14 protein-coding genes and 2 other annotated features are annotated in these 12,772 nt (G+C 41.5%); of the genes, 12 read left to right on the forward strand and 2 right to left on the reverse strand.

Annotated features, from left to right (window positions below; genetic code table 11):
• Window positions 1-103: 103 nt before the first annotated feature.
• On the forward strand, window positions 104-181 hold the full coding sequence (locus ACXAEA_RS10145; RefSeq protein WP_475098105.1) for a putative holin-like toxin: 78 nt from the start codon (window positions 104-106) through the stop codon (window positions 179-181).
• A 240-nt stretch (window positions 182-421) separates the two neighbouring features.
• A complete protein-coding gene (locus ACXAEA_RS10150; RefSeq protein WP_475095767.1) occupies window positions 422-1,195 on the forward strand; it encodes an alpha/beta fold hydrolase in 774 nt (257 codons plus the stop codon).
• A 31-nt stretch (window positions 1,196-1,226) separates the two neighbouring features.
• On the opposite strand, the gene ACXAEA_RS10155 is transcribed toward ACXAEA_RS10150, so the two are convergent.
• On the reverse strand, window positions 1,227-2,501 hold the full coding sequence (locus tag ACXAEA_RS10155) for an MFS transporter (RefSeq protein ID WP_475095768.1): 1,275 nt from the start codon (window positions 2,499-2,501) through the stop codon (window positions 1,227-1,229).
• Between the two features lie 156 nt (window positions 2,502-2,657).
• Here ACXAEA_RS10155 and ACXAEA_RS10160 point away from each other — a divergent pair, with 156 nt between their 5' ends.
• The 8 genes from ACXAEA_RS10160 to trpA all read left to right on the forward strand — a co-directional run bounded on the left by ACXAEA_RS10160 (window position 2,658) and on the right by trpA (window position 10,370).
• A complete protein-coding gene (locus ACXAEA_RS10160; RefSeq protein WP_475095769.1) occupies window positions 2,658-3,299 on the forward strand; it encodes an MOSC domain-containing protein in 642 nt (213 codons plus the stop codon).
• A 62-nt stretch (window positions 3,300-3,361) separates the two neighbouring features.
• Window positions 3,362-3,609, forward strand: a binding site (T-box leader).
• A gap of 75 nt (window positions 3,610-3,684) precedes the next feature.
• Window positions 3,685-3,938 (forward strand) — a binding site (T-box leader).
• A gap of 59 nt (window positions 3,939-3,997) precedes the next feature.
• Window positions 3,998-5,395, forward strand: coding sequence for an anthranilate synthase component I (gene trpE, locus ACXAEA_RS10165; RefSeq protein WP_475095770.1), 1,398 nt, complete (start codon window positions 3,998-4,000; stop codon window positions 5,393-5,395).
• Window positions 5,379-5,981 carry an anthranilate synthase component II gene (locus ACXAEA_RS10170; RefSeq protein WP_475095771.1) on the forward strand — a complete coding sequence of 201 codons (603 nt, stop codon included), beginning with the start codon at window positions 5,379-5,381 and terminating at the stop codon, window positions 5,979-5,981. Before trpE ends, ACXAEA_RS10170 begins: the two co-directional genes overlap by 17 nt.
• Window positions 5,965-6,990, forward strand: coding sequence for an anthranilate phosphoribosyltransferase (gene trpD, locus ACXAEA_RS10175; RefSeq protein WP_475095772.1), 1,026 nt, complete (start codon window positions 5,965-5,967; stop codon window positions 6,988-6,990). The genes ACXAEA_RS10170 and trpD overlap by 17 nt, the downstream gene beginning before the upstream one ends.
• Window position 6,991: 1 nt before the next feature.
• The gene (gene trpC / locus ACXAEA_RS10180; RefSeq protein ID WP_475095773.1) at window positions 6,992-7,786 is read left to right on the forward strand and encodes an indole-3-glycerol phosphate synthase TrpC; all 795 of its coding nucleotides are present in this window, start codon (window positions 6,992-6,994) and stop codon (window positions 7,784-7,786) included.
• The gene (locus ACXAEA_RS10185; protein ID WP_475095774.1) at window positions 7,776-8,414 is read left to right on the forward strand and encodes a phosphoribosylanthranilate isomerase; all 639 of its coding nucleotides are present in this window, start codon (window positions 7,776-7,778) and stop codon (window positions 8,412-8,414) included. The genes trpC and ACXAEA_RS10185 overlap by 11 nt, the downstream gene beginning before the upstream one ends.
• A complete protein-coding gene (gene trpB, locus ACXAEA_RS10190) occupies window positions 8,395-9,600 on the forward strand; it encodes a tryptophan synthase subunit beta (protein ID WP_475095775.1) in 1,206 nt (401 codons plus the stop codon). The genes ACXAEA_RS10185 and trpB overlap by 20 nt, the downstream gene beginning before the upstream one ends.
• Window positions 9,600-10,370, forward strand: coding sequence for a tryptophan synthase subunit alpha (gene trpA / locus ACXAEA_RS10195; RefSeq protein ID WP_475095776.1), 771 nt, complete (start codon window positions 9,600-9,602; stop codon window positions 10,368-10,370). Before trpB ends, trpA begins: the two co-directional genes overlap by 1 nt.
• A gap of 180 nt (window positions 10,371-10,550) precedes the next feature.
• Here the strand turns inward: trpA and ACXAEA_RS10200 are convergent, their stop codons facing one another.
• Window positions 10,551-11,147, reverse strand: coding sequence for a class I SAM-dependent methyltransferase (locus ACXAEA_RS10200; protein ID WP_475095777.1), 597 nt, complete (start codon window positions 11,145-11,147; stop codon window positions 10,551-10,553).
• 136 nt (window positions 11,148-11,283) lie between these two features.
• On the opposite strand from ACXAEA_RS10200, the gene ACXAEA_RS10205 reads away from it, so the two are divergent.
• Complete coding sequence (locus ACXAEA_RS10205; protein WP_475095778.1) at window positions 11,284-12,060, forward strand: MBL fold metallo-hydrolase; 777 nt, start codon at window positions 11,284-11,286, stop codon at window positions 12,058-12,060.
• Between the two features lie 248 nt (window positions 12,061-12,308).
• Window positions 12,309-12,758: a hypothetical protein gene (locus ACXAEA_RS10210; protein WP_475095779.1), complete on the forward strand. Its 450-nt coding sequence runs from the start codon at window positions 12,309-12,311 to the stop codon at window positions 12,756-12,758.
• Window positions 12,759-12,772: the final 14 nt, after the last annotated feature.

The following is a 12,772-nucleotide window of genomic DNA, read 5'->3' on the forward strand; positions in this document are numbered from 1 at the left end:
ACTTGTTCTTGTTTTGGACAAGGTTGTGGTATACTTGAGAAGCAATAGTCAGATCTCAAGGGTGGTCGGCTAGCCCCATTGAAAGGGGGTGAGGCCTTTGACAGTGTTCGAGACTTTTATGGCTATGTTCTCATTTGCCAGTCTAATCATCGCAATATTGACTTTTAGCCAAAAAAAATAGACCTCCCTTGATCGGAATTGAGGGAGAGGTCCAGCTATGACTTTGGCCGATCCTCTACGGGAACGGCTATTGCAAAGACTGTCGGTGGGCAAACACCGGCGGTCTTTCTGTACATATTGACAATACAAGAATACCATACATGACCGGTGATGTCACGGTTATAAGAACCTTGTGCATTAGATGTTTTGTTCTTTGGCAATACTAAACAGGCTGAAGAAAATGCATAAGGGGAGGATTCAGATGCCAGTATGCCAATTAGATTATGGGGAGCTTTTTTTCGAACAAACAGGACATGGATCACCAATCATCTTCCTGCACCCTCCAGGTATGGGAAGGAAGGTTTTTCAATACCAGCAATCATTAGACGAAAAGTTCGAGCTTATTTTTCCGGACTTAAGTGGACATGGGGATTCGACTGCCAAGCAAAAGACTGTAAGTATTAAAAATTATGCAAAAGAAGTTTTAATGCTGATTGACCATTTGCAGCTTGAAAAAGTAACATTGTGTGGCTATTCTTCAGGTGGCAGCATCGCTCAGGAATTCGCTCTTTCCTTTCCTGACCGGACGGAAGCGATTATCCTGTGTGGAGGATTTGCTGCAGTTCAATCTCTTGCCTTAAAAAATGAACATTTACTTGGAATGTATTTTGTGAAGCATTCTCTCGGGACACTGGCTAAAGTGATTGCCACAGCGCATACCTTTGATAAAAGATTTAGAGATGAGTTAATCAATCATATGCTCAAGGCCGACAATTGTACATGGTTTGATTTTTATCAAGAATCGTTGAACTATTCATGTCTTGGGAGACTTAAGAACTTAACGATCCCATTGCTTCTCGTGTATGGGGCCAGGGACTTTATCAACCAGCATTTAAGGGCTTACGAGGATGAGTTGGCAAATTTCCAAACAGCCGTTATTCCAAAAGTTTCCCATCAGATTCCTGTGAAAAAATGGAGAGAATTCAATGACGAAATAACATTCTTCATGGAAAGCCAAGTAATTAGAAAAGAGTAAAAAACGCATTGGTTCAAATCAATGCGCTTTTTTATGTTCCTGTCTTTTCAGGCTTGATAGCCATGAAAGTAGCCAGTGCTGCAGTGATGCTCAGCGCTGTCAATAATATAAAAATGGTTTTCTCCGAGTTCTTCATCAGTAAAGCAATAACAGGTGGCCCCGCTGCGACTCCAATGAATCTCATGGAACTGTATACTGAAGTTATCGTTCCTCGTTCCTCTTTCTCGATGCTTTCAGTTATGAGTGCATCAAGAGGAGGCAAGCTCGCTCCGATTCCAATTCCTGCCAGAAGGAACATCGTGATGATAAACCACAATTCTTTTGAGAAACTCAAGAGGGCAATCGAGATGCCCAAAAGAACCAAACTGCTGAAGGTAATCCATTTCATAAGCACCATGTTCTTTTTAATTTTTTTCCCAGTTATAAAAGAGGACAGACATAGTGCGCCAAGGGGAAGGGCAAGCAGTAATCCCTTTTGCAAGTCCTTGATGCCATATTTATTTTCTAGTACATCTGAAAGGTAAAAGAGTACACCGAATAAGACAAACATGACAATTGCGCCGATGAAAAAGATGGCATAGAGCCAGCGGCCGTTCTCAGTGAAGATTAATTTTACTTTCTTTAAGAAATCTCTGAAAGGCAATGGTTTTTCATTTTTATTCGGACTTTTAACCAAAAACATCATCATGATGATGGAAACAGCACAGAAGACTGGGATCGAAAAAAACGGAATGAACCATATGAAACCTGCAAGAAAGGAACCGAGAACAGGGCTTAACACTTTTCCGAGTGTGTTGGCCGTTTCTATCTCCCCGAGAACTCCGCTCACCTCATCATCATTTTTGAACATGTCTCCAACAAGTGGCAGAACAATAGGGAAAGCTCCTGCGGCACCTACGCCCTGCAGAGACCTTCCGATGAGGACTACCCAGTAGCCATCATTCAACTTCCAGGCTGCCCAGCCAGAAATGATCCCGCCGATTCCTGTTATAATCAGGCTGGGGATGATGACTTTTTTTCTGCCAATATGATCTGATAAATAACCAGCCAAAGGAATCAAAAAGATGGCAACTATGGAATAGACAGTAATGATTAAGCTTGATTGAAAGGAAGAAATGCCCATTTTCTTTTCCATCACAGGCAATACAGGTATCAACATCGAATTCCCAAGTGTCATAACTAGCGGTATGGAAGCTATCGAAACAATGGCCCACTTCTGGTTATTAACATCATCCTTTTTGGTCTCCTTTGCTTTTTTATTATGGAACCCATCGGATTTTGGGAACAAGTTTTCAATATAATTCATGATCGAAACCTGCCTTTTTTCATACTATCTTTAGTGTGAACAATAGTGAGATGAAAAAATGATGTTTTTTTATGGTAATGGCTAATTAAGTATGAACATGGCATTATTTGGCTAATGGGGATAAAATAATGTAATAGACCAGAGGGGAGAATGTTCATGGCTGAAATTTTGTATTTAAACATAGGTTTGCCTGAGCTTAAAGACTGGAGCAGCAAACCAGAGTATTCTGCAATTGGCAAGAAAGGGGTCAGGCAGGCATTCCTTTCTAAAGAAGCTTTTGTTGGGGACGGTGTGGCAGCCACTGAGTTTCATGGGGGGCCTGACAGGGCTGTTTGTTTTTACCCATTCGAGCATTATAATAAATGGGCAAGTGAATTCGGCAAGGAACTTGACGCACCTTCTTTTGGCGAAAATATTTCAGCGACGGGAATGAAGGAAGACGATGTTTACATAGGAGATATTTATCGTCTTGGAGAGGCTGTTGTCCAAATTTCTCAAGGGAGAGTCCCTTGTGCTAAAATCTCTAAAAACAATCAGATTGGCGAGCTGTTGAAAAGGGTGGTTGAAACCGGCTTTACTGGATACTTTTTTAGGGTTCTTGAGGAAGGAATGGTAAACAGCGATTCACAGATCTCCCTGATTGAACGAAAACAGCAGGAATTCTCAATCCTTAGAGCCAATGAAATTTTCTTTCATGAAAAAAAGAATTTTGTGGAGATTGAAAAGCTGGTTAACATTCCAGAGCTTGCAGACGATTGGAGACAATATCTAAGTAAACTGTTAATACAGAAAAGTTAATATTTTTTACTTTTTTGTTTGACAATTAGATTTTAACGCTTTAATATAGAAAACAACTATAAAGTATAGCGTTGACGAAGAGTAGTAACTGAAACGGGTACTTCAGAGAGCTGATGGCAGGTGAGAATCAGCGTAGCTGTTCCAGCGAATGGACTTCCGAGCTTCCAAACCGAACCCCATTTGGCAGTAGGATTTGGCGAAAGGGCCTTATCGTTACAAAAGGCAGGCATTAAGCATTTTATGCTCGATGCTGTTAAGTGAGCTGTTTTACAGCTAATTAAGGTGGCACCACGGGTCTCTCGTCCTTATTTTTATATAAGGAGGGGGACCCTTTTTTATTTTCCAGTATTTATCCTTGAACGAAAAATAACCATAATTTTATTATGTTAACTCGTTGAGCAAGAGGAGTAAACAGGAAATTTTTGTTTCAGAGAGCCGGGATTGGTGTGAACCGGTACGAAAATTCCTGTTGAATGGCCTTGCGAGAGGCTGCCTGAATTAACAGTAGGGCAGCCCGGTGTCCACCGTTACATGGATAGGGTATATCGAAATTGCTTTTATTTCCTGTACCTGATGAGAGGGAGCTCTTGGAGTTCCAATCAGAGGTGGCACCGCGGTCTAATCGTAATCGTCCTCTATACAGCACAATTCTTGTGTGTGTATAGGGGACTTTTTTTATTTTCAAAAGGAGGGTCTATATGAATATTGATGCACTAGAAGTTTTTATCGAAGAGGTTGAGGGGGATACACTGACACCGATTTCTGTATACCAAAAGGTTACTGGAAAGAAGAAATTCTTGTTGGAGAGCTCCCTTAATCTCAATGATTCTGGGCGATTCTCATTTATTGGCTGTGATCCAATTTTCGAGCTTTTTAATGAAAATGGTTTGACATTCCTCAAAAGAAAAGGAGAGAAGGTTTTACTCAATGAAACTTTTCCAGATGCATTAAAATCGGTGCTCCCAAAAGTAAATCCTGATTTGGAAATTCCTTTTATTGGCGGTGGCTTGGGATATGTAAGCTATGATTACATCCGGAATTTTGAAGAACTGGGACCCATGAAAGATGATCTCCTCGTCATGCCGGAAGCGCATTTAATGTTCTATAACGAAATCATTGTTTTTGACCATTTAAAACAGAAAATCCACTTGATTGGCATACCATTTCCTGATTACAACAATGAAGAACTATTGATGAAATTAAGAAATCGTAAACTCGAGCTGAACTCAGCAGCCAATATGAAGCAGGGATCCGCTTTTTCATTAACGGATTTTAAAGCATCACAAAACAGGGAGGAATTTGAGGATTCCGTTAAGAAAGCAAAGGGTTTGATTGAAGAAGGAGAAATTTTTCAGGTTGTTTTATCAAGAAGGGTTTCAGCAGATGCAAAAGGTGATCCATTTTCGTTTTATCGAAAATTACGTGTTAACAACCCATCGCCCTATATGTATTTCATAGACTTTGACAGCTATGTGGTAATAGGTTCTTCACCGGAAAGCCTTGTTAAATATCGCGATGGCATTATCACCGCAAACCCCATTGCAGGCACAAGGCCCAGAGGCATCACTGTTGAAGAAGACATGATCCTGCAAGTGGAGTTAAGGCAGGACGAAAAAGAATTGGCTGAACATAAAATGCTTGTTGATCTCTCAAGGAACGACCTTGGCAGGATTTGTGAGATTGGCAGTGTGAAGGTCGAAAAGTTCATGGAGGTAGAAAGGTACCAATTTGTGATGCATCTCGTATCCGAAGTTAGCGGCAGGCTTATGAAAGATGCACATCCGATCGATGGCCTGACGGTATGTCTTCCAGCAGGAACAGTTTCGGGAGCTCCTAAAATCAGGGCAATGCAAATTATCAATGAACTTGAATCAGAAAAAAGAGGAGTCTATTCTGGAGCAATTGGCTATTTTTCAGCAAACGGAAACATGGATTTCGCACTGGCGATCAGAACCCTGATTGTGAAGGATGGAAAAGGATTCCTCCAGGCTGGAGCAGGGATCGTCCATGATTCCGATCCCGCAAGAGAGTTTGATGAAACGAACCAGAAATTAAGAGCATTAAAGGAGGCTGCCAAAAATGATTCTGCTGATTGATAATTATGATTCTTTTACGTATAACCTCTATCAATACCTTGGAGAACTTGGAGAGGAAGTGATAACGGTACGGAACGATAAGGTAACCGTTGAAGAAATTTCCCGGATGAATTTAGATGCAATCGTGTTATCTCCCGGACCGGGTAGACCTGAAAATGCTGGGATTTGTGTTGATGTTGTCAAAGAATTATCATCTTCAATACCAATTTTGGGAATTTGCCTTGGTCATCAGGCAATCGGCCTGGCGTTTGGAGGTTCGATTATAAAGGCTAAAAAAATCAGGCATGGCAAGGAGTCACCTCTTCATCACACAGGAAAATCGATTCTGAAAAATCTGGACAAAAATGAAAGTGTCATGAGATATCATTCTTTGGTGATCGAACCTGGGTCCTTAAGCGGTGATTTTGAAGTGCTGGCCGAATCGGCCGATGACCAAGAAATCATGGCGATCAAGCATAGATTTTATCCTTTATTCGGTCTTCAGTTCCATCCCGAATCGATCGGGACGAAGAGCGGCAAGCAGATCTTATCAAATTTTATCGTTGAATCCAGAAAGGAGACTTTCGCTAATGAAACAATATCTTGAAAAGTTAATTGAAGGTAAATCACTAATGGAGTTTGAAATGGAAAATGCAGTGGAGGAAATTTTCACTCAGGATATGACAGACAGCGAGATCGCATCCTTTTTGACCGGACTTAAACTGAAAGGAGAAACAGCTGGAGAAATTTCCGGATTGGTAAAGGCAATCAGGAAACATGCTCTTAATTTCACGAAGAATATACCGAATGTTCTGGATAATTGCGGTACAGGGGGGGATGGATCAAAAAGTTTTAATATCAGTACAACCTCAGCATTTGTAATTGCGGGAGCCGGAATTACGGTTGCCAAACATGGGAATAGAAGTGTCTCAAGCAAAACTGGAAGTGCAGATGTCCTGGAGGCACTTGGAGTAAGTCTTGAGTTCACACCGGAAGCAACGGAAGAAATCCTGGAACACAATGGAATCGCCTTTCTTTTTGCACCACATGTACATCCAAAATTAAAACAAATCATGAAGGTAAGGAGAGAACTGAAATTCCCTACAATTTTTAATTTAATCGGGCCCCTCACTAATCCTGTTCAGCTGGACTTTCAACTTCTTGGAATTTACCGTCGTGATATGCTGGATAAATTTGCCCGGGTGCTTTCCAACCTGGATAGAAAGCGGGCAGTGGTCATAAACGGAGCAGGAGGAATGGATGAGGCATCACTTGCGGGAGAAAACGAAATGGTGCTTGTTTCAGAAGGAGACATCAAGAAGCTTGCTCTTCATCCGGAGGAAGTGAACTTGCCAGTATACGATAACTCCACACTCCGGGGAGGAGACGCAAGAGAAAATGCGGCAATTTTAATGCAGGTCCTGAAAGGGAAAAAAGGTGCCCATCGCGATACCGTGCTGTTGAACGCAGGAATTGGGATTTATACAGCAGGACATGCAGGATCGATTCTTCAGGGTGTCAGTGTCGCAGCAGAAAGCATCGATTCAGGAAGTGCGCTAGAAAAACTTGAAAACTTGATAGAAATCAGCAAACGAAATAAAAAGGCGGTGGGATGAGTTGGTTACAATTTTGGAATCGATTATTGAAAGAAAAAAAGCAGAAGTCGAAAAGTTAAAGAAGGCGAATCTGGTACTGCCTGATGCTTATTCGAAAACCCGTTCGCTGATCAAGGCTTTAAAAGGGGCAGAAAATGTAGCAATCATCTCGGAATTTAAGAGAGCGTCTCCTTCTAAAGGAGACATCAACCTTACTTTGGATCCTGGACAGCAAGCAAAGCTTTATGCCCAGGCAGGTGCATCGGCGATCTCAGTGTTAACGGATGAAAAGGGATTCAAGGGGTCTTTTAGCGACCTGAAAATAGTCAGGGACGCAGTAGATTTGCCTGTCCTTTGCAAGGATTTTATCGTGGATGAAATACAAGTAGACCTGGCAAGAGCTGCAGGGGCTGATGTCGTTTTACTGATTGCATCAGTTCTGTCGAAGGAAAAATTGTCAGAGCTATATGATTACGCTTCTGCCAAAGGCCTTGAATGCCTTGTTGAAATCCATGATGAAAAGGATCTTCATAAAGCTTTGAACATAAATGCCAAGCTTATAGGAATAAACAATCGGGATCTGAAATCCTTCGAGGTCAATCTCGAAAACACTGAAAAACTAGGTCCGCTCGTTAAAAAAGCAGGATCATTGCTGATTAGCGAAAGCGGGTTGCGATCAAGGAATGATATCTTGCGGACAGCAGCATCAGGTGCCAACGGAGTACTGATTGGAGAAACTTTCATGACTTCCTCTGATCTTATTGAGACTTTCACTAATTTCACAGTACCTGTCTTGAGGGATCAGCATGAAGGTTAAAATATGCGGTATTAAAACGGCGGAAGCAGCTTGTCACGCTGTTGAATGTGGGGCTGATGCCATTGGCTTCGTTTTTGCTGAAAGCAAAAGAAAGCTAACAGTTTCAGAGGCGAAAAAAATTATCGAATTACTCCCGGAACACGTCTGGAAGGTTGGGGTTTTTGTGAACGAAAGTACTGCCACAGTAAAGCGAACCGCTGATATTGCGGGTTTGACCCACATCCAGCTGCATGGTGATGAAACGACAGATGAGTTCAAGGGAATCGGACTTCCATTAATAAAGTCTGTTTCGATAAAAGCAGCGGAGGATCTTCCCGGAATTCAAGCATTTGAAACAGAGTATATCCTGCTTGACAGTCCACCAGGGAAATATCGGGGAGGAAATGGAACAAGTTTTAATTGGGACCAGGCCAAGTCATTTGGTGTCGTAAAAACAAATGTAATATTGGCTGGCGGACTGAATCCAGGTAATGTAGCTCTGGCTATTTCAAAAGTGAAACCCTTCATGGTTGATGTCAGCAGTGGAGTTGAAACAAATGGGAAAAAGGATTTTACAAAAATAAAAAATTTTATTAGCAACGCGAAATATTCGGGGGAGGCAGAGAATAATGATTGTAAGCACTTATAATATGCCGGACGAAAAGGGTCACTTCGGGAAATATGGAGGAAGATTCGTACCAGAGACATTGATGCAGGCTGTCCTGGAACTGGAGAAAGAATACAATATAGCACTGGAGGATCAGGAGTTCCAGCTAGAACTTGAAAAGTTAATGAAGGACTATGTGGGGAGACAAACCCCATTATATCTGGCAGAAAATCTTACTGAACATGCTGGCGGAGCAAAGATTTATCTAAAGCGGGAGGATCTAAACCATACCGGTGCCCATAAAATCAACAATACTGTCGGGCAGGCCTTGCTTGCTGTCAGGATGGGCAAGCGCAAGATTGTTGCTGAAACTGGAGCCGGACAGCACGGAGTTGCTACAGCTACAGTCTGTGCCTTGCTCAATCTGGAATGTGTGATTTTCATGGGAAAAGAGGACATCAGACGCCAGCAATTAAATGTTTTCCGCATGGAACTGCTTGGAGCGAAAGTGATCAGTGTCGATAGTGGCAGCGGGACATTGAAGGATGCTGTTAATGAAGCACTTCGTTATTGGGTAACGAATGTCAGGGACACGCACTATATTCTTGGATCAGTAATGGGCCCTCACCCATTTCCGAAAATGGTTCGTGACTTTCAAAGTGTGATCGGCAAGGAAACGAAGCAGCAATTTTTCGAAAAAGAAGGGAAGCTTCCTGAGGCTCTCGTTGCCTGTATTGGTGGGGGAAGTAATTCGATTGGTTTGTTTTATCCATTTATTGAGGACAAATCAGTGTCCATTTATGGTGTTGAAGCTGCAGGCCTGGGCTTGTCAACCGATAAGCATGCAGCATCTCTTACGAAAGGAAAACCAGGAGTTCTCCATGGTGCCATGATGTATCTTCTACAGGACGATGACGGTCAAATCCAGGAAGCACACTCAATATCAGCGGGTCTTGATTATCCTGGCATTGGTCCAGAGCATAGCTACCTGCATGATATAAATAGAATTAATTATCAATCAGTAACAGATGAGGAAGCGCTTGAAGCATTTCAGCTATTGTCAAAGCAAGAGGGAATTATCCCAGCGCTGGAAAGTGCACATGCCATTGCATACGCAGTAAGGCTTGCAGCAGGCATGAATAAAGATGAAAGTATCGTCGTCTGCTTGTCAGGTCGCGGGGACAAAGATGTACAGACAATCAAGGATCGGTTAGGAGGCTTAGAGTAATGGATAAAATTCAAAAAGCACTTACTTTAGATGGTAAAAAAGCTTTTGTTCCATATATTATGGCAGGGGATGGAGGTCTGCACACCCTGAAGGAAAAACTGGTCTACCTGCAGGAATGTGGTGCAGATGCGATTGAAGTCGGCATCCCTTTCTCTGATCCCGTTGCGGATGGCCCTTCAATCCAAAAAGCCGGGATTCGCGCGCTCAGTGTGGGAACTACTTTAAAAAAGGTGCTGGAGGAAATTAGTTTACTTAAAAATGAGCTATCAATACCGTTGATTTTGATGACCTATTTGAATCCTATCGTATCCTATGGGATTGAAAGGTTTGCGTTAGATGCTGCTAGTGCTGGAATATCAGGCTGCATCATTCCCGATCTTCCGATTGAGGAAGAAGATTTACTCCTCCCCTCGTTTGAGCGGGAGGAACTATCATTAATCAGGCTGGTTACGCTCACAACTCCTAAGAAAAGAATAAGGGAAATTAGTGGCAGAGCAACGGGTTTCATTTATGCAGTAACTGTAACTGGTATCACAGGAACAAGAAATAAATTCAGCGAAGATCTCGCAGATTTTCTAACCTCCATAAAAAGCGTCAGTACTGTGCCCGTTCTTGCGGGATTTGGAGTATCAAACGCAGAACAAGTCAAAGAAGTCACCAGGTATTGTGACGGTGTCATAGTTGGCAGTAAAATCGTTGACCTTTTTGAAGTGGGAAATCTGGAAGAAATTAGAAACTTAGTGCAATGTGCAGAAAGAATTATTGTATAAATTTAGAATGGCATTTATTTAATTTGAGAAAGATGAGCAATGGTTATTCTTTGACCTGAATGAGGATGAAGGTATGAAAAAAGTGTTTCATTGCCATAAATGGATCGTGAGCATGAAAAGAGTAAATGAAATGGTGCTTCAATAAGTTTCGCAAAAAAAGCCGCTGTCAATGGTCAGCGGCTATTTCTCTGCAGTAACATTAACTGTCAGTACGGGTCTTACTTTTAGGTAAGACACATCTGGATTTTTAAACCCTGACAGTAATAGGTCATTTTTTATTTTCTCACCAAGTTGTATTGCTGTTTCATCTGTGGACCCCTCTTCACGGGGCTGGACAGTAAGAACGATTATTCCTCTTTGCTCCATCAAACCATAAAGATGTTTTAAAGAAGATAATGGTTCCTCCCAAAGAGGGTAGTTATTCACTGAGATCATTTTATTATAACAGTGGTCGGGATGGAATTTGCCAACATCCCCAACTTCGAGGGACAATCTCCCCGTTTCGAGCCATTCCTTATTCCTTTTTACAGCTTCTTTCATCATTTTTTCCGATAAATCGATGCCATCGACTGAAATCGTGCGATTGGACGACATCATGGTCTTTATTCCGTACCCTGGTCCAAAGCCAACTTCCAGGATACGGTCAGTCTTTTGTATGTTAAGCTTTTTAATACTCCATTTATTGATTTTCCTGTTTTCAAAGTACATGATGGTTCCTGCAATCTTGCCAAGAATCCCTTTGGGTTTTTCAAATTGCTTTGCCATAAAATCAATCATATTCATACACTCCTGAGGTTAAAAATCATAGGGAATTCGGATTTCTTTCTATACCAGTTATGCCTTATTTTTAAACCTCAAATCCATTGCTTTTTATTTTTCTTAAGGGAAAACTACTCTAAAGGGAGGTGTGAAAATGGAATTTGAAGCGGGGATAGACATTACACCTATAAGGACTTTGATTGCCAATCTTGCATTTATCGAAGGATTTGATGATGGCAGCTGGGTTTTAATTGATGCCGGGATCCCTTTTTCAGGTCCATATATATATAAGGCAGCAAAAAAGAAATATGGCAGCCAGGCTCCAAAGGCAATCGTCCTGACTCACGGGCATTTCGATCATATTGGAGCCCTTGAGTTCCTGCTGTCAAAATGGAAAGTACCAGTATATGCACATGAACGCGAATTGCCGTATTTAACTGGCCAGAAAGATTATCTGCCTCCTGACCCAACTGTTGGAGGAGGATTAATGGCACTGGTTTCCCCAGTGTATCCGAATAAAGCCATTGATATTGGCGAAAGCGCAAAAAAATTGCCGGAGAATGGTGAAATCACGGAAATGCCCGGATGGAAGTGGATCCATACCCCGGGGCACACAGAAGGACATATATCACTGTTCCGTGAAAAAGATCATGCATTAATTGCGGGCGACGCATTTATTACCGTCAAACAAGAGTCAGCCTTGGCAGTTTTTACACAATCATTAGAAATAAATGGTCCCCCAGCATACTTTACTCCGGACTGGACGCAGGCAAAGCAATCTGTAGAAATCCTTGCTGCGAAGGAGCCATTGTGGGCATTGACAGGGCATGGAAAGATAATGACTGGGCATTTCCTGCAAAATTCTCTTAAGGACCTGGCAGCGAATTTTGACATCCAGGAAATACCCAATCAAGGAAGATACGTTCATTAAGTGACCCCCTCCTAGTATAAAGGAGGGGGAAATTAAAAATCTTTATTTTCTGAAAATTATTTCTCGGGAAAGCGCAAGAATAGACAATTAACTACAAGTAATGGCTGATTTTGTCTTTTCGCGCTATTAAGAAATTTTTGTCAGCGTGCGATTTGTTACAGTACAGCCAATTATTATTATTTATAATATATTTAAGGTGACTTAAAAGAACAAAAGGAATTCAGTAAGAATAAAGGAAGTTGAAAGAGATGGAACTGTACGAAAAGAATCTTGATACTTTAGAAAAAAAAGACACTCTCTTGATAAATAACATGATTAATCCTGAAAAAGAACCGGTGATGATGACAGTCATGCTTCATCGATATCCTGGTCCCGAAATGAGGGTCAGGATTGATTTTCAAAAGAACATTTTTACTTATTTTGAATGGCATTTGGATTCAAACGCAGCTGATTCAATAGAAGCTGAGCCAACTTTAACAGTGGAGACTTTCAAAAAACAATTAGCTGCCTTCAAGGTATGGGAATGGGATGAAGATTACCTCCCAAAAGGGATTATTGTTGATGGCATCAGCTGGTCAGTCAAACTGAAGACAAATGAGAAGACTTATCAAAGTGAAGGTCTTAATTCTTTTCCAACAGAATGGAAAGGATTCTGCCAGGCAATAAGCAAATTAATAGGAAAAAAGTTTTCATTTTGACCGCAAACAAGTTT

The sequence above is a fragment of the Mesobacillus sp. ABV4_180 genome (assembly GCF_056158485.1).

Excerpts from the sequence above, each read along its gene's own strand:
- trpB (WP_475095775.1), top strand. The coding sequence starts at position 8,395 with ATGATTGTAAGCACTTATAATATGCCGGACGAAAAGGGTCACTTCGGG.
- ACXAEA_RS10185 (WP_475095774.1), top strand. The coding sequence starts at position 7,776 with ATGAAGGTTAAAATATGCGGTATTAAAACGGCGGAAGCAGCTTGTCAC.
- trpE (WP_475095770.1), top strand. The coding sequence starts at position 3,998 with ATGAATATTGATGCACTAGAAGTTTTTATCGAAGAGGTTGAGGGGGAT.
- ACXAEA_RS10210 (WP_475095779.1), top strand. The coding sequence starts at position 12,309 with ATGGAACTGTACGAAAAGAATCTTGATACTTTAGAAAAAAAAGACACT.
- ACXAEA_RS10160 (WP_475095769.1), top strand. The coding sequence starts at position 2,658 with ATGGCTGAAATTTTGTATTTAAACATAGGTTTGCCTGAGCTTAAAGAC.
- trpD (WP_475095772.1), top strand. The coding sequence starts at position 5,965 with ATGAAACAATATCTTGAAAAGTTAATTGAAGGTAAATCACTAATGGAG.
- ACXAEA_RS10200 (WP_475095777.1), bottom strand. The coding sequence starts at position 11,147 with ATGATTGATTTTATGGCAAAGCAATTTGAAAAACCCAAAGGGATTCTT.
- ACXAEA_RS10205 (WP_475095778.1), top strand. The coding sequence starts at position 11,284 with ATGGAATTTGAAGCGGGGATAGACATTACACCTATAAGGACTTTGATT.
- trpA (WP_475095776.1), top strand. The coding sequence starts at position 9,600 with ATGGATAAAATTCAAAAAGCACTTACTTTAGATGGTAAAAAAGCTTTT.
- ACXAEA_RS10150 (WP_475095767.1), top strand. The coding sequence starts at position 422 with ATGCCAGTATGCCAATTAGATTATGGGGAGCTTTTTTTCGAACAAACA.
- ACXAEA_RS10155 (WP_475095768.1), bottom strand. The coding sequence starts at position 2,501 with ATGAATTATATTGAAAACTTGTTCCCAAAATCCGATGGGTTCCATAAT.
- ACXAEA_RS10170 (WP_475095771.1), top strand. The coding sequence starts at position 5,379 with ATGATTCTGCTGATTGATAATTATGATTCTTTTACGTATAACCTCTAT.